Origin of the sequence: Streptomyces sp. W1SF4, from assembly GCF_003950035.1 — a bacterium.
In the GTDB taxonomy this organism is placed as follows: Bacteria; Actinomycetota; Actinomycetes; order Streptomycetales; family Streptomycetaceae; genus Streptomyces; species Streptomyces racemochromogenes.
Window position 1 is genome coordinate 1,002,200 of sequence record NZ_CP034350.1, and the last position, 18,904, is coordinate 1,021,103.

17 protein-coding genes and 4 pseudogenes are annotated in these 18,904 nt (G+C 70.6%); 12 read left to right on the forward strand and 9 right to left on the reverse strand.

From position 1 onward, the window contains the following. Window positions 1-76: 76 nt before the first annotated feature. The 4 genes and pseudogenes from D1J60_RS04795 to D1J60_RS04810 all read left to right on the forward strand — a co-directional run bounded on the left by D1J60_RS04795 (window position 77) and on the right by D1J60_RS04810 (window position 5,339). Window positions 77-2,680: a family 20 glycosylhydrolase gene (locus D1J60_RS04795; protein WP_125820256.1), complete on the forward strand. Its 2,604-nt coding sequence runs from the start codon at window positions 77-79 to the stop codon at window positions 2,678-2,680. Window positions 2,681-2,721: 41 nt separating this feature from the next. Then, window positions 2,722-3,774, forward strand: a complete 1,053-nt coding sequence (locus D1J60_RS04800) for an ABC transporter substrate-binding protein (RefSeq protein ID WP_164720836.1) — start codon at window positions 2,722-2,724, stop codon at window positions 3,772-3,774. Window positions 3,775-3,808: 34 nt separating this feature from the next. Then, window positions 3,809-4,609, forward strand: a complete 801-nt coding sequence (locus D1J60_RS04805; RefSeq protein WP_241253146.1) for an ABC transporter permease — start codon at window positions 3,809-3,811, stop codon at window positions 4,607-4,609. Next, window positions 4,588-5,339, forward strand: a pseudogene (locus D1J60_RS04810) (ABC transporter ATP-binding protein). Before D1J60_RS04805 ends, D1J60_RS04810 begins: the two are co-directional and overlap by 22 nt. Window positions 5,340-5,420: 81 nt before the next feature. Here the strand turns inward: D1J60_RS04810 and D1J60_RS04815 are convergent. The 4 genes and pseudogenes from D1J60_RS04815 to D1J60_RS04830 all read right to left on the reverse strand — a co-directional run. Beyond that, a complete protein-coding gene (locus tag D1J60_RS04815) occupies window positions 5,421-5,945 on the reverse strand; it encodes a hypothetical protein (protein ID WP_125820259.1) in 525 nt (174 codons plus the stop codon). A gap of 1 nt (window position 5,946) precedes the next feature. Continuing rightward, a complete protein-coding gene (locus tag D1J60_RS04820) occupies window positions 5,947-6,489 on the reverse strand; it encodes a hypothetical protein (protein WP_125820260.1) in 543 nt (180 codons plus the stop codon). Window positions 6,490-6,890: 401 nt separating this feature from the next. Beyond that, window positions 6,891-7,413: pseudogene (locus D1J60_RS04825) on the reverse strand (HAD family hydrolase). Between the two features lie 48 nt (window positions 7,414-7,461). After that, a pseudogene (locus D1J60_RS04830) lies at window positions 7,462-7,976 on the reverse strand (LLM class F420-dependent oxidoreductase); the annotation flags it as partial. Window positions 7,977-8,766: 790 nt separating this feature from the next. On the opposite strand from D1J60_RS04830, the gene D1J60_RS37145 reads away from it, so the two are divergent. The 6 genes and pseudogenes from D1J60_RS37145 to D1J60_RS04860 all read left to right on the forward strand — a co-directional run. Further along, on the forward strand, window positions 8,767-8,922 hold the full coding sequence (locus D1J60_RS37145; RefSeq protein ID WP_164720837.1) for a DUF6131 family protein: 156 nt from the start codon (window positions 8,767-8,769) through the stop codon (window positions 8,920-8,922). Between the two features lie 58 nt (window positions 8,923-8,980). Continuing rightward, window positions 8,981-9,373: a hypothetical protein gene (locus tag D1J60_RS04840; protein WP_125820261.1), complete on the forward strand. Its 393-nt coding sequence runs from the start codon at window positions 8,981-8,983 to the stop codon at window positions 9,371-9,373. A gap of 269 nt (window positions 9,374-9,642) precedes the next feature. Beyond that, window positions 9,643-10,095: an SRPBCC family protein gene (locus D1J60_RS04845; protein WP_125820262.1), complete on the forward strand. Its 453-nt coding sequence runs from the start codon at window positions 9,643-9,645 to the stop codon at window positions 10,093-10,095. After that, window positions 10,088-11,677 (forward strand): NAD(P)/FAD-dependent oxidoreductase, encoded by a 1,590-nt coding sequence (locus D1J60_RS04850; RefSeq protein ID WP_125820263.1) that lies wholly within the window; start codon window positions 10,088-10,090, stop codon window positions 11,675-11,677. The genes D1J60_RS04845 and D1J60_RS04850 overlap by 8 nt, the downstream gene beginning before the upstream one ends. 171 nt (window positions 11,678-11,848) lie before the next feature. Then, on the forward strand, window positions 11,849-12,250 hold the full coding sequence (locus D1J60_RS04855) for a hypothetical protein (RefSeq protein ID WP_125820264.1): 402 nt from the start codon (window positions 11,849-11,851) through the stop codon (window positions 12,248-12,250). Window positions 12,251-12,431: 181 nt separating this feature from the next. Further along, window positions 12,432-13,329, forward strand: a pseudogene (locus D1J60_RS04860) (catalase); the annotation flags it as partial. Window positions 13,330-13,588: 259 nt separating this feature from the next. Here D1J60_RS04860 and D1J60_RS04865 read toward each other — a convergent pair. Continuing rightward, complete coding sequence (locus D1J60_RS04865; RefSeq protein ID WP_125820265.1) at window positions 13,589-14,788, reverse strand: GAF domain-containing SpoIIE family protein phosphatase; 1,200 nt, start codon at window positions 14,786-14,788, stop codon at window positions 13,589-13,591. Window positions 14,789-15,213: 425 nt separating this feature from the next. Between D1J60_RS04865 and D1J60_RS04870 the strand changes: the two genes are divergently transcribed. Continuing rightward, the gene (locus D1J60_RS04870) at window positions 15,214-16,482 is read left to right on the forward strand and encodes a bifunctional GNAT family N-acetyltransferase/ATP-binding protein (RefSeq protein ID WP_125820266.1); all 1,269 of its coding nucleotides are present in this window, start codon (window positions 15,214-15,216) and stop codon (window positions 16,480-16,482) included. Between the two features lie 27 nt (window positions 16,483-16,509). On the opposite strand, the gene D1J60_RS04875 is transcribed toward D1J60_RS04870, so the two are convergent. From D1J60_RS04875 to D1J60_RS04890, 4 genes are all read right to left on the reverse strand, one after another. Then, entirely contained in the window at window positions 16,510-16,791 is a 282-nt protein-coding gene (locus D1J60_RS04875; protein ID WP_125820267.1) for a hypothetical protein, read from the reverse strand. Between the two features lie 54 nt (window positions 16,792-16,845). Then, window positions 16,846-17,112, reverse strand: coding sequence for a hypothetical protein (locus D1J60_RS04880; RefSeq protein ID WP_206436484.1), 267 nt, complete (start codon window positions 17,110-17,112; stop codon window positions 16,846-16,848). A 97-nt stretch (window positions 17,113-17,209) separates the two neighbouring features. Further along, window positions 17,210-17,398, reverse strand: a complete 189-nt coding sequence (locus D1J60_RS04885; protein WP_125820268.1) for a hypothetical protein — start codon at window positions 17,396-17,398, stop codon at window positions 17,210-17,212. 5 nt (window positions 17,399-17,403) lie between these two features. Next, complete coding sequence (locus D1J60_RS04890) at window positions 17,404-17,979, reverse strand: DUF5994 family protein (RefSeq protein WP_125820269.1); 576 nt, start codon at window positions 17,977-17,979, stop codon at window positions 17,404-17,406. Between the two features lie 292 nt (window positions 17,980-18,271). Between D1J60_RS04890 and D1J60_RS04895 the strand changes: the two genes are divergently transcribed. After that, window positions 18,272-18,787 carry a DUF5994 family protein gene (locus D1J60_RS04895; protein WP_125820270.1) on the forward strand — a complete coding sequence of 172 codons (516 nt, stop codon included), beginning with the start codon at window positions 18,272-18,274 and terminating at the stop codon, window positions 18,785-18,787. Window positions 18,788-18,904: the final 117 nt, after the last annotated feature.

The following is an 18,904-nucleotide window of genomic DNA, read 5'->3' on the forward strand; positions in this document are numbered from 1 at the left end:
GGCCACCGACCGGACGAGCCCGCGCCGCACCCACGGTCCCGCATGCCCGGCGGGACCCCGCCAGAGAGGCTTCACCATGTCCCTACCCCCGCACGCCCTGCGCCGGCACGCCCCCGGCACCCGCCCGCTGCTGGCCGGCCTCCTCGTCACCCTGCTGCTGATCGCGACGAGCGCACTGACCGCTCCCGCGCCTGCCCTCGCGGCCTCCACGGGAGTCAACTCCGCTCCCGCCGTCACCCCGGCCCTGCGCCAGTGGACCGGCGGCGCCGGGCAGTTCACGTTCACGGAGACGTCCCGGATCGTGCTGGACCCCGCCACCGCGGACCTCTCCACCAGCGGCGCTACCTCGGAGCGCCTGTCGACCCGTACGCTGGCGCAGGTCGCCGACCGGTTCGCGGCCGACCTGGCCGCGGTCACGGGGCGCACCCCGCCGGTGGCCCGCACCTCCGCACCCGTCGCGGGCGACGTCGTACTCGCCCTGGCGGCCGACGCCGGGCTCGGCACCGAGGGCTACGCCCTGACCGCCACGGACACCCGGGTCACCCTCAGCGCCCCCACGTCCTCCGGCGTGTTCTACGGAACCCGCACCCTGCTGCAGATGCTGCGCCTGGGACCCGGCATCCCCCAGGGCGCCGCCCGTGACTGGCCCGGGGTGGCCTACCGGGCCGAGCACTTCGACGTCAGCCGCCGTTACATGGCACCCGCCGACATCGAGGACGAGATCCGCCGGGCCTCCTGGCACAAGGTCAACACCATCCAGCTGATGTTCAACCAAGCCAACGCCTTCCGGCTGCACAGCCCCGCCTATGCCGCGCTCGCCCCGACCGATCCGGCCCAGCGCTACAGCCAGGCCGACATCGCCCGGATCGAGGAGGTGGCCGCCCAGTACCACGTGGTGATCGTGCCGGAGATCCAGGGACCTACCAAGGCCCAGCCGTACGCGGCCTTCGGCGGCACCGACCGGTCGCTCGCCGCCCGTTGCGGGGATCCCGGCACCCTGGACTTCACCGACCCGGCGGCGACCGCCTGGATGCAGGGCATGCTGGGCGAGTTCATCGACTGGTTCCAGGGCCCCTACGTCCACCTCGGCAACGACGAGGTACCTGCCGCCCTGGCCGACTGCCCCTACATCAAGTCCAAGTTGACCGCTGCCGCGCCCACCATGGCCGACCTCCAGGAACAGTTCATCACGGCCGAGCGGTCCACCGTACGGGCCCACGGCAAGCGCGCCATGATCTGGGTCAACGGCACCGCCATCCGGCCCGCCACCGACGTCCTGATCATGAATTTCGGCAGTACCGCCGTCTCCGCCACGATGCGTTCGCTCGGCTACGACGTGGTCGACTCCGCCTACCGCACCGGCCCGTACACCCGCTTCTACATCTCCCCGGCCGACTACGAGAGCAAGGTCGTGCCGCGCGGCGACATATACGACTGGACCCCGGTCTCCGATCCGCGCAACGCCGGCCAGGTCCTCGCCGCCTGGGGTGACGACCTGTACTTCAGTCAGACGGACTACTACCTCGACCAGTTCGACGGCCGCCGCGCCGAACTCGGCGAGCGCACCTGGAACCCCGACCCCGCCGCACGCAGCTACGCGGCCTTCACCCAGGACCTCCGGGCCATCGGGGACGAGCCCGCCACCTCGCCCCGCACCCCGCCGGCGCCGACCACCGACGGCGCACCCGTCCACACGTGGACCTTCGACAGCCCGTACACACCGAGCGCCGCGACCCACTACCCCGGCGACTGGAAGCTCACGCTGCCCGACACCACCGGCACCCTCCACGCCAACGGCTCGCTCTACCCGCCCCAGTACCCTGCCACCGGACACAACGGCAACGGCCTCGGCTTCACATCCGGCAGCGGCCAGACGCTCAGCATCGGCGGCCGGGCCGTCCAGGGGCCCTGGACGCTCTCCCTTTGGGCCAAGCGCACCGGCGACGCCACCGACACCGTGCTGCTGCGCGACACCGACACCGCCATCAAGGTCGAGCAGACGGGCAGCGACCACCGGCTGGGCCTCACCGCGTACGGCATCGGCGACTACACCTTCGACTACTCACTGCCGCTGGGGCAGTGGACCCACCTGACCCTCGTCTCCACCGGCAGCGGCACCACCCTCTACGCCAACGGCGCCCCTGCCGCCGCCCTCCCGCAGACCATCGCGCTCCCCCTCGGCGGCTTCGGCGGCAAGCGCCCGTTCACCGGCGTCATCGACGAGGTCCAGGTGTACCGCCAGGCCCTGACCGCCGCCGAGGTCGCCGCGCGCTACGCCCAGGCCACAGGCGGCGCCAACCTCGCCCTGAAACGGCCCGTCACCGCATCCAGCACCTACCGCGCCGGGGTCGAACCCGCCTACGCCGTCGACGGATCCGGTACGACCCGGTGGTCGAGCAACCGCACCGACCCCCAGTGGCTCCAGGTCGACCTGGGCGCCCCGACGGCCATCGGCCGCGTTCGGATCGAGTGGGAAGCCGCCTACGGCAAGGCCTACCAGATCCAGGTCTCCGACGACGCAGTCCACTGGACCACCGTGTACGCGACCACCACCGCCGACGGCGGGACGGACGAGATCACCGGACTGGGCGCCCACGGACGCCACGTCCGCCTCTACGGCACCGCCCGGGGTACCCAGTACGGCTACTCCGTCTGGGAGTTCCAGGTCCACGCAGCCTGACCTTTCCTCTGCCCGAACCTCACCGAACCAGGAGCACCCCCTTGTCCACCTTCCCCGCCGTACGCCGCTTCGCGCCCGTATTCGTTGCCGCCGTCCTCTCCCTCACCGGATGCTCCACCACCACTGGGCAGGCCGGGAGCGGTGTTGCGCCCGCCCCGAAGGAGGCGCTGCCCGCCACCGTCCCGAACGGCACCGAACTGCGGATCGGCGACCAGAACGCCCAGTTGGAGGTGCTCCTCAGATCCTCCGGCCAGGACCAGGACGCTCCGTACGAGCTCGGCTACAACGCCTTCCAGGGCGGGCCCGCCATCCTGGAAGCATTCCGCGGCGGCTCCCTCGACGTCGGCATCGTCTCCGAGACGCCGGCCATCTTCGCCCAGGCAGCCCGCCAGGACGTCAAGATCGTCGGCGTGGCACAGACCAGCCGCAGCGCCGTCCACCTGGTCACCGCGCCCGGCACCACGGCGCAGACCGTCGCCGAGCTCAAGGGCAAGAAGATCGCGTACACCGAGGGCACCACCTTCCAGCCCGCCGTGCTGAACGCCCTGAAGAGGGGCGGCCTCAAGACCACCGACGTCACCCTGGTCAACCTCCAGGTCCTGGACATCCCCGCCGCCCTGCAGAGCGGCCAGGTCGACGCGGCGGCCCTCACCGAGCCGCTCGCCTCCAAGTACCTGCTCCCCAACGCCGAGAAGGGCGCCCACGAGATCACCGACGACAAGGACCTGACCAGCGGGCTGCTGTTGCTCATCACCCCGGGCAAGACGCTCCAGGACCCGGCGAAGGCCGCCGCCCTGCGTGACTTCTCCGCCCGCTGGACGAAGGCGCTCGGTTGGCAGAACACCCACAAGGACCAGTGGGTGCAGGACTACTACGTCAAGAAGCAGAACATCCCCACCGACACGGGTGGGCGGATCTTCGCGAACACCGGAACGGCGGCGTTCCCCGCCTACGCCGAAGCCGTCGCCGCCCACCAGGCCATCGCCGACCTGCTCTCCGAAGCGGGCGCGATCCCCGGAAAGCTCGATGTCACCGGCGAGTTCGACCGCCGCTTCGAGGAGGTCCAGCGGCAGGCGCGTACCACGTCCGGCTGACCCCCGTACGACCGCACCAGGAAGGACACCCTCCATGACCACCGCTCAGCTACACCGCACACGTGCGGTCGGCCACCGCCCACCCCGTCTGCCCTTCGCGCGCGCAGCCGGACCGCTGCTCCTGCTCACCGCCTGGTGGACCTCGTCGGGCACCGGTCTGCTGGATCCGCAGACCCTCGCCTCCCCCACCGACGTCCTGCGCACCGCCCTCGATCTGCTCGGCACCAGCGAACTCCAGCGCCACCTGCTGATCTCCCTGCAACGCGCCGCCCTCGGCCTCGCCTTCGGCGTGGCCACCGGTCTGGCGCTGGCCCTGACAGCCGGCCTCTCCCGCCTCGGCGAGGCCCTCTTCGACGGCACCGTCCAGCTCGTCCGGTCCCTGCCGATCCTGGCCCTCGTCCCGCTGGCCATCCTCTGGTTCGGCATCGGCGAGGAGGTCAAGGTCATCCTGGTGGCGCTGGGCACCCTGGTCCCCGTCTACCTCAACACCCATGCCGCCCTCACCGGCCTCGATGTCCGCCACGCCGAACTGGCCCAGACCCTGGACCTGTCCCGCGGGCAGTTCCTCCGCCGCATCGCCCTGCCGGGGGCGGCCCCGGGCTTCTTCACCGGTCTGCGGATGTCGGTCACCATCTCCTGGCTCGTGCTGGTGGTGAGCGAGCAGATCAACGCCTCCAGCGGCATCGGATACCTGATGACCCAGGCCCGTACCTTCGGCCGCACCGACGTGATCGTGGTCGGCCTGGTCGTCTACGGGCTGCTCGGCCTGCTCTCCGACACCCTGGTCCGCCTGCTCGAAAGGAAGGCCCTCGCATGGCGCCGCACCCTGTCCTGACCGCCGCCGCGACCGCCACTGCCCCGGCGGCACGCATACGCTCGCTCACCCGCACGTTCGCCGGACGAACCGTGCTGGACGGCATCGACCTCGACCTCGCCCCCGGGGAGTTCACCGCCCTGCTCGGACACAGCGGATCGGGCAAGTCCACCCTGCTGCGCGCCGTCGCCCGGCTCGATCACGACGCGGAGGGCAGTGGCACCATCGATGTACCCGCCCGACGATCGGTCGCCTTCCAGGACGCCCGGCTGCTGCCCTGGGCCCGGGTCCTCGACAACGTGATCCTCGGGCTGACCACCGCCGACGCCCGTGAACAGGGCCGCAGGGCGCTCGCCGAGGTGGGCCTGGCCGACCACGAGCGCGCCTGGCCCGGCACCCTCTCGGGCGGCGAGGCCCAACGTGCGGCACTCGCCCGGGCACTCGTACGCGAACCGCAACTCATCTTGTTCGACGAGCCGTTCGGTGCACTGGACGCCCTCACCAGGCTGCGCATGCACGCCTTGCTGCGTCGGCTCTGCGAACGTCACCGGCCCGCCGTCCTACTGGTCACCCATGACATCGACGAGGCACTCGCCCTCGCCGACCGCGTGCTCGTCCTCGACCACGGCCGCATCAGCCACGACCTCCGGCCCGGCCTTCCCGCCCAGCCCGACCCCTCCCATCCCCGGCAGCCGAACTACGCGCCCGGCTCCTCAGCGCCCTGGGAGTGACGGAGCACGGCGGGACCTGAACACGGCCACCGCCCCGACCAGGACCAAGATCCGGACCAGTCCCGGACCAGTCCCGGCGGATGGACCGGGGCCGACGCAGGTCAGGTGTTCAGGAGGCGGTTGAAGAACGACCGGTAGTGCTGGAGCGCCAGCCGCAGGTCTTCGGTCGCAACCTGTCCGCCCTGGCCCCACTGCTCCTCCAGCCCCTGCTTGTGGGCGGAGAACGAACGGGCAAGGGTCTGCATCACCTCGGCGACCAGGGCGTCCGCCGACCTGACCGCCTCCTGCGGGTCGTCCACGAACCGGCCCTGTATCTCGCTCCACGCCTTGTGGTACTCCGCGGTGTCCTCGGCACCCAGCAGTGGATCATCGACGCCGGCCTGCGATCCGCGGTCCGTCGGGGGCCCGTCCCCGCTGTCGCGGGCGTCGCGCCCCTCGGCAGCCGCGTCCGTGGTGGCTTCCCCCGGGTACACGGGCGGCGTCCGCCCGTCGGCCGACGCGCCACCGGATTCGGCGTCCGCACCGGTGTCCGTTCCGGCCTCCGAAGCCGACATCGGATGGGCGATGTCCTCCGTCGTGATGCCGGCGTCCCCGATTCGTTCGTTACTGCTTGCGTGGTTCTGCATGTCAACGGCTCCTCTGGTCGGTCAGGAGGTCGTCGAACAGGGCGCGGTAGTGCACCATCGCCCCGCGGAGTTCCTCGGTTGTCGTCTGGTGACCGGCGCTGCGCACCTTGACGTCGTGGGCGGCCCGGTAGTGCTCCAGGGTTCGGCCGTGCTCGACCGAAAGGTCACGGAGCTGACCGCGGTAGTCGTCTGTGGGGTAGCCCCGCTCGCTCATGAGCCGCGACACCAGTGCGTCGGCCTCCTCGACAGAGCCTTCCGGTCGGTCCACGAAATGCTCTTGGACGCTGTTCCATTCGACGGCGTACCGGTCTCGCCGTTCAGGCGGCAGCTCCTTGATCTCAAGCTTGTCGTGGCGTTCCTCGCGGGCCCGCAGCTCGCGTTCGGCGGCCATTCGACCGCCCTCCGCCTCGACCGTGCGGTTGTACTCGGGTCCGAACTTGTCCTGCAGACGCCGCCGACGGGCAGCCATCCACAGTCCGGCCGCGATCGCGATCACGACGACGGCTGCGATGGCAATGATGGCTATGAGCGTGGTGGTTGACATGGTTGGCCTCCATCCTGGGGCCTCATCCGAATTCATTCATGCGACTGTCCCTGTCCCTGCAGGAGCTATGGAGTCTCCAGCCCGGGTCCGACGCCTCAGGGCGCCGATGGGAACGCTGTGGGCATGGTTGCCCGTCCTCCGGTCAGGTTCTTCGCCGGGCCGTCAGTCCGGCGGTTCCGGCACAGGCGGCCGTTCCGTGGGAGATGGCGGCTCGGCAGGTGGGTCGGCCGGGGGCGGCTTGCCCCCGGGGCCGGCGGGGCGCGGATCGCGGGGTACCGGATCCGGTCCTTCCGGAGTGAGCCCGGGGCCTTCAGGTTCCGGGCCGGTGGACCGTTCCATGCAGATCACCTCGTTGTGCACGGCATTCTCGTTCGCCGTGCGCCTACCCGACGGGTCACGGCTCAAGCAGGGTGGTCGGCGGCGAAGGGGCTGGTGTCGAGGTGTGCGAGCAGGTCGGCGGGGTGACGGTAGACGGCTCGGGCCCCGGCCTCCTCAAGGTCGCGCTGTGGGATACCGCCACAGAGCAGTCCTCGCCGTCGCGGCGATGGCGTCGTCGGCATCTACGGCCCGTCTGAGAGCATCGAGCTCGGCGTCCTTCGCCGAGGTGACGAGGACGACCCGCCAACCCCGTCGGTCGAGCTCGCGCAGCAGGTCGGCTGCCGAGTCCAGCGGGGGCAGCCGGTCGAAGTAGGTGCCGTAAAGGGTGGTGTGGGCGGCGCTGAGCCCATCGTCCTCGCTCGTGTCCCGGTCCTCGCCTAGCAGGTGCGCGAGCAGGTCCTGGCCGGGGAGTCCGATCGCACGGTGGATGTCGTGCATCGCGACGTCGTGGCCCGCCTGCCGCAAGGCCTCCCACCAGCAGACGACATGGAGATGATTGGTGTCGGCGAGGGTACCGTCGACATCAAACAGAGCGGCACGGTTCATGTCCGCCTCCTACAGGGCTCGGTAACTCGCGCCTGCGTTCGGCCGTTCTCACAGCTCTCCCAGGGCCGGCAGCAGCTTCGTGGCGGACCGGTCCAGGAACGGTTCCTGTTGGTAGCCGCCGATCTGGACCAAGGCGATCTCTGTGAATCCGGCGTCGGCGTAGGGGCGTACCGCGTCGACGAAGGCGTCCACGTCGTTGCCGCAGGGGATGGCAGCCGCGACGTCCTCGGGCCTGGTGTACTGCGAGGCCTCATCGAACCCGCGGGGCCGGGGAGTTCCGCGTTGACCTTCCAGCCGCCCAGCGCCCAGCGGAACTGGTCGTGCGCCCAAGCCACCGCTGCATCACGGTCGGGGTCGTAGGAGACCGGGAGCTGGCCAACCCGTGGTGCGCCGGAGCCTCCGTACGCGCCGAACCCGGTCACCAGTTCTGTCCTGGGCTCGGTGGCGATGAGCAGGTCGCCGTAGCGGCCCGCGATCTCGCAGGAGCGGTCTCCGGAGACGGCGATGCCGGTCGGGGGTGGTTCGTCGGGGAGGTCCCACAGTCTGGCGTTCTCGACGTCGAAGGGCCGCGGCGAGCAGCCGGGTGTCCGCCTGCGGCCGGTAAACACCGGGCAGAGCGATCAGGCCGGCCGGCAGCGTGCTCCCGGCCAGAGCCGAACAGGACATGGCGCACCTCCTTGACCGACCGACACGCTCGCTATGACGGATCACGGGGCCGTCAGACCGCTGAGGCTTTGCGCCTGCCCCTCCGACTGATCACCATCCGGAAGTCCGTCGACCTTAGGAGGATCAGACGAAACTCCGATTCGGGCGCCCGCCGCATTCATTACTTGAAAATTCCAGTTACCCATGCACTGGCAACAAGGGTGACCGTGCGAGCGGTCTTGCAACTGCGGTCTCAGCCGTCTTCCGAGTCCGCCTGCCGGGCGTCATCCGGGCGGTTCTGCTCTTCACGGCCAATACCGGGACGCTGCCGCTTGGCACGGTGGCCCCCAGCATCCGCATCGTCCTCCACCCTGCTCGAAGGCCGGACGGCGGCATCGTCCGTCTGCCGGCGGACCTCACGGCCCCCGCTCTCGCCCACGGCCTCGGCCGACGCCGTCGGCGGGTAGCGTCTGGACCTCTCTCGGCCTGTCATCGCGCCTCCTATGTGGTGTCTGTCCTCAGCCGCCTACCCCGCCTCATCGCCCCCACGTCTTCCACCCGTGAACGCCACTGGGCGCGGTGCTGGTCGGTGCTTGCCGTCCAGCGGAGGCCTCGCGCACTGGGCAGGGCCCTCCGCCGCGCACGCCACGCCGACGGTGACGAAGCCGCCTAGGCTGGAAGAAGCGTCACAGTGAATCGGAGGGCCTCATGATCGTCCTCGGCGTAATTCTGCTTGTCGTCGGCTTCGTTACGGGAATCAGCATCCTGTGGACCATCGGCATCATCCTCGTCATTATCGGAGTCATTCTCTGGATCCTCGGCGCCCTCGGACATTCCGTCGGCGGACGCAAGCACTACTGGTAATAGACCGGCCACCACGGGGGTTTCTCCACACCCACAGGAAAGGCAGGCAGGAAAAATCATGGCCAAGCAGCCAGAGTCATCCCAACCCAGGCACGGTGAGGGCCCCAGTCGACACAAGGGCACCAAACAGCACGGCTGGTCTCCCGATGTCGACGAGACCCGTCAGCAGGACAACCCGAGCGCCCACCGCTCCTTCCACCCCGACCAGTACGCCCCCGCCAAAGGCCCCGGGCGCGAGGTTTCCAAAGAGGAAGCCGGGAACCCGCACGGCCGGCCCGTGAAGAGCAGCGGGCGCCGCGGCGAGGACCAGAGCAAGGCCGGCCGCGACGAGAAGGGCATGCATGACACCGGTCCCCGAGGCCGCTCCCAGCGTCCCAGCGGAACCAAGGATGCGTCCGCTTCCACCGGCATCGACCCCCAGGACCCGCCCGGCACACGCAGCGCCGGCTGACCCCCGCATCTGCACCCGTTCTGCACGCCCTCTAGGGCGGCCCCTGCTCCCCGCGCAAACGTGTGACGGCTTCGCAAGGAGCAGGAGTCCTGGTCGCCACGGCAGGTGGACAAAGGTGCACCGCCAGCAGCGCCCCTCCATCAAACAACAAGAACTCGCGGCCACATGGCAGCCGTACCGCAAGCCCCACCTCGGCCCACCCGTCCGGCGCATCCCCTGCACGACTACGGCTGCCCCGCTCTCTCGGTTCCGGCAGAAGGACTTGACCCATGGCTGTTCGACACCAGTTGATCCGGCGTCCCCCTCAGGCGGTGTGGGCGGTCCTCGCGGATCCGGACGCGTACGGGGAGTGGGTGGTGGGGCCCTCCGAGTCCGCGCCCCTTGATGGCGCCTGGCCCGCGGTCGGTGCGCGGCTCCGCTACACCGTCCGCCTGGGCCCCTGGTCGCTCGACGGCGTCACCACCGTCCGGCACACCGAGCCGGGCCGGGAGCTGGAACTGGAAGCCTCTTTCAAGTCCCTCGGCACGGCGCGGATCTTCCTCCAACTGCGTCCGTGGGGCGAGGAGACCCTCGTCGTCTGCGACGAGCACCCCCTGCGCGGCATCGGCGGCACCCTCCACAACCCCGCCACCGAAGCGCTGCTCCAGCTCCGACACCGCGGCATGCTGCCCCGTCTGGCCAAGGTGGTGGAACGGCGGCAGGGCGAGGTGCTCCATGCCTGACGCGGTCGTGATCGGCGCGGGTCCCAACGGGCTGGTGGCCGCGAACCTGCTCGCGGACGCCGGCTGGAGCGTGGAGGTCCTGGAAGCGCAGGAGGAGCCCGGCGGAGCGGTACGCAGCGACCGGGGTGTCCATCCGGATTACGTCTCGGACCTCTTCAGCGCGTTCTACCCGCTCGCCGCCGCCTCTCCGCTCCTCGCCCGCCTCGACCTCGCCGCCGAGGGCCTGCGCTGGAGCCACGCTCCCCGCGTACTGGCACACCCCCTGCTGGACGGCAGGTGCGCGGTGCTCGAACGCCGCGTGGAGGAGACCTCCGCCGGGCTGGAGGCGTTCGCGCCGGCCGACGGGGACGCCTGGCGGAACATGTACAAGACATGGAGCCGTGTGGGGCCCGATCTCGTACAGGCCCTGTTCACCCCCTTCCCCCCGGTCCGCGCCGGGCTCCGCCTGGCCGGGAAGCTCCGAGCCGCAGGCGGACTCCGGCTGGCCCGGAACCTGGCCCTGCCCGTGCGCCGCCTGGGCGAGGAGGAGTTCGCGGGCGCGGGCGGCCGGCTCCTACTGGCCGGCAATGCCCTGCACGCCGACCTGTCCCCCGAAGCCGCGGGCAGCGGCGGATTCGGCTGGATGATGTCGATGCTCGGCCAGAGCCACGGCTTCCCGGTCCCCGTCGGAGGGGCCGGCGCCCTGACCGCAGCGCTCGTCAGCCGTCTCAGGCGCCGCGGAGGCACCCTGCGCTGCGGGGAACGCGTCGCCAGCGTCGTCATACGGAACTGCACGGCCGTCGGGGTCAGGACCGAGGCCGGGGAGACCATTGGCGCGCGTCGGGCTGTGCTGGCCGACACCTCGGCACTGGCCCTGTACCGGGACCTCGTCGGGGAGGAGCACCTCCCGTCCCGTCTCCTGCGGGACCTGGAGCGCTTCCAGTGGGACTTCGCGACCTTCAAGGTCGACTGGGCCCTGACCGGACCGGTGCCGTGGACGGCACCGCAGACCGCCGGGGCCGGCACCGTCCACGTCGCCGACGGCATCGACGGCCTGACCCGATTCGCCTCACAGATCGCCATGGGACACGTCCCCGACGAACCCTTCGCCCTCTTCGGGCAGATGACCACAGCGGATCCCAGCCGCTCGCCGGCCGGCACCGAATCCGCATGGGCCTACACCCACCTCCCCCAGCACATCACCCGCGACGCAGGCCCCGACCACATCACGGGCCGGTGGGACGCCCGTGAGCAGGAGGCCATGGCGGACCGCATCGAAGCGCAGGTGGAGCGGTTCGCTCCCGGATTCCGTGCCGGCATCCTCGCCCGCCGCCTCCTGGCCCCCACCACCCTCCAGACCATGAACGAGAACCTCCACAACGGCGCCATCAACAACGGCACCACCGCCCTGCACCAACAGGCGATCTTCCGCCCCACCCCCGGCAGCGGCCGCCCCGAGACCCCCGTCAAGGGCCTCTACCTCGCCTCCGCAGCCGCCCACCCCGGCGGAGGAGTCCACGGAGCACCCGGTGCGAACGCAGCCCGGGCAGCGCTCCGGACCCGGGGATTGCGCTCCCTCTTCCACGGCGCCCAACGCATCTGACGACGAGTCCCGGCTGGTGTCCCCAGCCCCCGCACCCAGGTGTCAGCGCAGCGCACCTCGTGCGGCACACGCAGACCCTAGGTGTCGCCGTTCCCGCTTGACGCTTCCCTATCCGGGTAGGCGCCAGCCGTGTCCGGTGGGTTGTCCGGGCACCGACGCAAGGAGCAGTCCATGATTCTCATCGTGGGATTGATCATTCTGATCGCCGCAGCGAGCATCGGCGTCGTCGGCGTGTTCGGCAACATGGGAGCCGAACACGCTCTCGGCACCGGCGGCGATTTCTCCATTTTCGGCTACCACGTCATGGGCTCCACAGGAAGCGTGTTCCTGGCAGGAATCGTCGTGGGCGGCGCCGCCCTGCTAGGCCTGGCCCTGGTCATGCTCGGAGTCCGTCGCTCCGCGCGGGCCCGACGCGGAGTCCGCATGTCACGCCGCGAGGCCGCTGTCGTCGACCGGGAACGCGACGACCTGATCAACCAACGCGACATCGCCCGCGCCGAGACCGACGGCCCGGTGAGCGAATCCCCCGGCAGCCGCCGCCACTGGTTCGGTCACCGCACCGCGACGCGCTGAACGCACCGGCTCTTCGAGCGCAGCGTGTACCCACGATCGGAACAGGCTTAGCCGGTACGGCCGTTCTTGAGGTGCCTGAGGCGGGCAAGGGAGAAAGGGTTGCGCCAGGGCGCGACGGCCATCAACCGGTCGGGCGGCAATGGATGGCAGGCCGGGGAATCCGCAGAGGGAGACACCAGAAATGGCCCAGAAGAAGGCGACGACTGCAGCCGGCCAAGAAGACCACGACAGCAAGGTCCGGAAAGCAGGCGAAACCCGACACCGCCCCCGGCAGGCCCGCACCGAAGCCTCTGAAGGTGACCGAGGCCACCGAGCCGCGCGCGCCCCTGCCGCCCGAACAGGACCAGGCCGGCCCGGACACGCTCAGCCCCACGGGACAGCCCACCGGCGCACCCCAGGCCGCCGTGGCCCAGGGCGGCGCCTACCTGACCACTGCTCAGGGGGCCCGGCTCTACGACAGTGACCATTCGCTGAAGGCCGGCCCACGGGGGCCTGTGCTCCTGCAGGACCACCACCTGCGGGAGAAGATCACCCACTTCGATCACGAACGGATTCCAGAGCGGGTGGTGCACGCGCGGGGTGCCGCCGCCCACGGGGTCTTCCAGAGTTACGGCACGGCGGGCAAGGTCACCAAGGCGGCGTTCCTGGCGAAGGGCGTGGAGACGCCGGTGTTCGTCCCTTCTTCATCCAGGACGCGATCAAGTTCCCCGACGTCATCCACGCCGGAAAGCCCCACCCGGACCGGGAGATCCCGCAGGCCCAGAGCGCCCACGACACCTTCTGGGACTTCGTGTCCCTGCACACCGAGGCCACCCACCACACCGAAGCTCGGCGTCCACTCGCTGGTCTGGGAGGAAGCGCAGATCACCAGCGGAACGGACCCCGACTTCCACCGCAGGGATCTCGCCGACGCGATCGAGGCCGGCGCGTACCCGCGGTGGGAACTGGGCATCCAGACCTTCCCCGACACCCCGGAACAGACCTTCGAGGGAATCGACCTCCTCGACCCCACCAAGATCGTCCCGGAGGAGCTCGCACCCGTGCGGCCCGTCGGTGTGATGACGCTGAACGCCAACCCGGCCAGGCGAGGACGGTCTTCGGTGTCAGGGTCAAACGTGCGGAGAACAGGGAAGCGGTAGTAGTCATGATCGCGGACTCGTTCCCGGACCGCCCTGCCGGGCGGCGCTTTGTCTTGATCGCCGGAAACGACGTCCGCGTGGGCGCGGGTGCACGAGCTACTCCCGGTGATCCCAGCTTACTCCGCGGCGGGGTCGGACGAGAGGCTTCGAAAGTCGGCCTGGGCGGCGACGCCTGGGGACGAGGTGCCCACGCGCTCCGTCATCCGCGCCACTCGACGAGGACGAGGGTGGCGTCGTCCGAGGTGACTTCGCCGCGTGCCCGCTTGAGGGTGTGAGACAGGTCCCGGGCCACCGTGCGGATCCCGTGGTCGGCCTGCTCCAGTTGGTTCACCCAGTCGATCAGCTGCTTCTCGCCGAACTGCTCCTGCCCGCTTTTGTGTTCTTCGATCAGGCCGTCGGTGAAGCAGAGGACGCGGTCGCCTGGCTCCAACGCCACCGCGCTGACCTGTGGCTGAGCCCCTCCGAAGCCGACGGGGAGGGTCGTGGGGCTGTCCAGACGGCGTACGACGCGGTGCGCGCGGATCAGCATGGGCGCGGGATGCCCCGCGTTGACCCACTGGAGGCGCCCCGTGTCCGGGTCCAGCCGCATCATCTGGGCGGTCACGAAGTGGTCCGGGTCGAACTGCTCCGCGACCGCCCGGTCCATGAAGAGGTAGATCTCCGACAGTTCGATGCTGATCCGGCGGGCGTGACGGTACGCGCCGATGGCTACCGTGGCCATCGTGGCCGCGTCCAGGCCGTGCCCCATGGCGTCGACCATGGCGAGATGGAGGACGTCACCGTTCAGGGCGTAGTCGAAGCTGTCTCCCGCCACGGCGTAGGCGGGCTCCAGGACTCCGGCGACCGCGACGTGCGGCATCACCATCGACAGCGGGGGCAGCAGGGACCACTGGATCTCCGCGGCCACGCTCATCGGTTCTCTGCGGCGGGTCCGGAAGAAGAGGTCCGTGTAGCCGTTCTTGGTCTGCAGCAGGTCGGCCGCCAGGCCCGCGATCCTGCGCAGGAGGCGGCGGGTGTCGTCGTCGACCGCGTCCAGGGTGGCCGCGAGGACCCCCACTTGGTCGCCGCCGTCCAGCAGGGGCAGGTGGACCCGTATGCCGTCGGGCGTCAGGACTTCGACGGGGCGTGACTCCAGGAAGCACCGGCCGGCTTCGGACCGGTCGATGGGCTGCGGGTCACCGGCGGCCATGCCGCCGGCGGGCAGGGGGACCAGCTGTTGCTGTCCGTAGTCCTGGAGCAGGATCTGTGTTGCGCGGCCCCCTATCCGGGCCACCGTCTCGGCGACGAGCGGGCCGACCAGATGGGGCGGCAGCTCGTGCGCCCCGTCCAGGAGCGGCCCGAGCAGCTCCTCCCCGAAGCTCTCCGAGCGATCCGGGTCCGCGCGGCCTCCGACGGTCATCCTGTTGCCTCCAACCGGGCGGCGGGCGGGCGTCCGGGCTGCACGGGCGGCGTGGCTTCCAGGATGCTCCCCGGCGACCGGGCACGCCACACGGCTTTCGTGCCCGGCGGCCTTCACGACCCGGATCCCCGGCGGGCCGGTTCACGCAGGGCTTGCGCGGCCGGGTTTCGTCGCGCGTCGGCGGAGGCTGACCGGTTGCAACCAGGTGTTTCCGGCCCGCGGTGGTGAGGAGGGAGCCGCCTGGCGACAAACCACCCCGTCGCTGACCTGGGGCTTCCTCACGGAGCGGAGGACAGCAGCCGCGGCGGGGTCTGCCCCCGTGAGGTGCCGCTGTGCCGTCCAGTGCCGCCGGCCTGAAGGCCGACGGGCGCGTCCCGCACACATCGGCCGATGATGGGAGTACGGCCGAACACGCGGAGCTGATCATGACGGGTTGGCGTGTCAGGGACTACGCCCAGGACGATCTCGAATCGGTACTCCGAGTCGACGCCGAGAGCGGCACGGCCGAAGGGCCACCGCTCTTTCCGCTCTCGGACGCCGTGGCGGCCCTCCAGGCCCTCCACCCGGCGGTGGTGGCCACCGCGGACGACGTGGTGGTCGGCGCCGTGGTGAGCAGGGTGGAGGGTGAACGGGCGTGGATCCTGCGCATCAGCATGGCGCCCGCCTGGCGGCACCAGGGTCTGGGCAGCGACCTGATCACGGCCCTGGAGCACCGGCTGTTCGCCGGTGGCGTCCGAACCGTGCACGCCGTCCTGCCCGACGGCGAGACCGGCGCCACCGCCTTGCACAACTGCGGCTTCGAGGCCCGTCCGGGCCTGGTCTTCTTCGAGAAGCGTGGGCGAGTGACCCCTCAGGCGGTCAGCATGCTCGCGTCGCTGGGAGCGGAGCTGCCGCCCGGGAATCTGTGGCAGAAGGTCGCCGGCATGCAGAAGGAGAAGGAGCTCATCGAGCGGCGCCTGGTCCTGCCACTGGCCCATCCCGAAATGGCCGCCCAGCACGGCGTGGAGCTGCCACGGGCGGTGATGCTGTTCGGACCGCCCGGGACGGGGAAGAGCACGTTCGCGCACGCCATCGCCAGCCGCCTGCAATGGCCGTTCCTCGAACTGTTCCCCGCCCGGCTGGCCGCCGAGTACGGGCTGGCGAGCGGGCTGTACCGGCGCTTCGACGAGATCGCCGGGCTCGACCACGTCCTGGTCTTCATCGACGAGGTCGAGGAGATCGCCGGAACCCGGAGCGGTGCGGACGCGACCGCGGTCGGCGTCGTCAACGAACTGCTCAAGGCGATCGTCCGGTTCCGGAGCCAGGACGGGAGGCTTCTCGTCTGCGCCACGAACGACGTGACCACCCTCGACTCCGCGTTCCTACGGCACGGCCGTTTCGACTACGTCCTGCCGATCGGCCCCCCGGACCAGCGCGCGAGGACTGCGCTGTGGGAGAGCTACCTGACCCGGGCGGGAGCGCAGGCCGACAGTGCGGCGCTGGCGTCAACCAGCGAGGGGTTCACCCCCGCCGACATCGCCCATGTGGCACGCACCGTCTCACAGGTCCAGTTCGAGCACACCTTCGACACCGGGACCCGGGCCCGCCCCACCACGGAGGACTACCTGCGCACCATCGGCGAAACCAGGCCCACGGTCAGCGCGGCCATGGCCCAGGAGTTCGCCCAGCAGACCGAGAAGTTCGCCCGTGTATAGGACCTGTGTTGGGGCCTGTCCCTCGAATCAGGCCGAGCCCGCCGTCCCTTCCTCCTGGGCCTCCATGTGCCGGATTCCCTCGTGGGTGAGGGTGACCATCGCCGGGGTGTTGCCGGGTTCCCAGTCGACGGTGATCAGTCCTTCGCCCGCCAGGTAGGTGCAGGCGGCGGCCAGGTCCTGTTCCGGTACGTGGAGGTCGCGCCGCAGCTGTGCTCCGGTGGTGCCGAGGAGGCGGTTGCCCTCGACGGCTTCGTACAGGACCCGGAGCACCTGGTCGCGGTAGGTCTTGCGTTCGCGCAGTGTGGCCATGACCGCGTCCTTTGTGTGTGGGGTGGAGTGGGCTCCGGTGCCGGTCGGGGCTTCTCAGATCTCGTCGGAGTGTGCGCCATTGCCGGCGGAGGGCCTGATGGCGGCAGGCCGGGAGCGGTCGAGGCCCGCGGGTGTCGCCGTGTCCACGGTGAGGTGCAGGCGGGTGTCGCCGTCGAGGGCGGGGTAGCTGCGCTGTTCCCCGCCTGCGAAACAGCGGCGGAGCGCCTCCGCGACCGCTCGGGCGGCTTCGGGCGTGTGCGCGATGATCCGGACCTCGGCGTGCCCGAGCGAGGGCAGTGTCTGGGTCTCGATGAACTTCACGTAGGCGTGTTCCCTTTCTGAGGGGGTGAGGAGGCCGGCGGATGCGGGGCGCCGGGGCGTCCCGCCCGCTGCCCCCGGTCGGAGGAAGGTCTGTTCCTCACCGGTCGGCACCCGTGTGGTGGGCTCGACGACCGGTGTCGTCCGGCAGGCCGGGAGGCCTCGGCCGGGGGTCGCTGAAGCGGTAGGCCTCGATCCGCGCATCGTGCTGGGCGTTCAGCAGGTGGATCCAGCGCATCCCGATGCCGATCATGAAGATGATCACCGCGATGAGGACGACGGTCTCCACGGAGCTCACCTCCACCTGTTTCCGGACAGCGGCAGGGCGCTTCGGCCCATCGGCTCCCCGAAGGGGGACATGCAGGCCCCGCCTTCACCCTCCCAGGTGGCTTCCCGGCGGCGGGCGTCGCGGATGCCGCGCCCGATGACGGTTTCGTTGGCCATCAGGACGTCTGCGGCCAGGACGCTGCCAGGGATAGCGGCGGCGGCCATCAGCCGGGCCGCGGCCGCGGGCTCGGTCTCGGGCGGGATGACGAGGAGGTCCCAGCGGCCGACGGTGTAGGAGAGCAGGATCAGCTTGTCGGGGTCCTGCTCGGTGAACCAGCCCACGTGCAGCGTCCGCCCGTCCACAGCAACCGTGTGGGGGATGACCGGCCAGCGGGCGGGATTCACGGTGACGCGGGTGATGCGCCCCCAGGCCTCGTCCAGTGCGGCGGCGAGCGCCGGAAGCTCGGCTTCGAGGTCACGTGAGTGGGGCCACCAGGCCCCGTCCAGCTGACCGGCGAGGGTGGTCTTGGGGGTGAGGGACAAGCGGGCCGGGACGACTGCGGCGAGGTCGCGGGGCGCGGTCCGGTCGAGGGTGGAGGTCATGATGCGGACCTGCCCCCGGACTGCCCGTCAGCAGTCCGGTTTCTAGGCGATCGCCGGAAACGACACCCGCGTGAAAGCCGGTGTGCGAAGTACTCCCGGTGCTTTCACTGTACGCCTGTTCGGCTGGCCATGGCCGATCTGACCAGGCATTTTTCCGGCGGGCGGCGGAGCGGGCGGCGGAGCGGGCGGCGGGAGTACCGTGAAAGGACGACAGGCCCGCGCACGTCGCCCGACCGGCACCCATGCTGACCTGTGACGCAGTACCGCAGCACCCGTAGACGGGCGGACCCACATGGCTGACTCCGACATCCCCCACCCTTCCTCGCTGCTCCTGCCAGATGAGATCCACCAGGCGGTCAAACCGGGTACGGCCCTGCTGCGGCTGGAGACGACGCGGTCCCGGGAGGGGCTCCTGGACGGTGCGTGGTGGCCGCGCACGCGCGACATCGAGACCGAGCTGCCCGCCCTGATCACGGCGCTGACCGGGCACCTTGGGCCCATCGAACGGATCGGCCTGGACGCCACCGCCTGGCACAACATCCCTACCCGCTTGGTTGTCGACGACCAGGTCGTGCACCTCGACTCCGACCCGGTCGGAGACGACACCGTGCTCATCACCCGCGGCCACAACGACCACTTCGCGCTGCTGGTGGTCCCCCCGGACACCACCGCCGACGCCGCCCGCGAAGCGATGGCCCGCGCCGTCCGCGCCGACAACGTCACCCAGGCCGCACAGATCCTCATCGCCACCACACCCGAATGCACGGGCGGCGGCCCCACCGACCCGGCGGTCTTCCCGAAGCCTTAGCGGCCGAGGTACGGCTCGACGGCCGCGGCGACGGCCTCGGCGGACTCTTCCGGTGCGTAGTGCCCCGTGTTCGGGAGCACCTCCAGCTGGGCGTTCGGATACCACTGCATCCAGGGG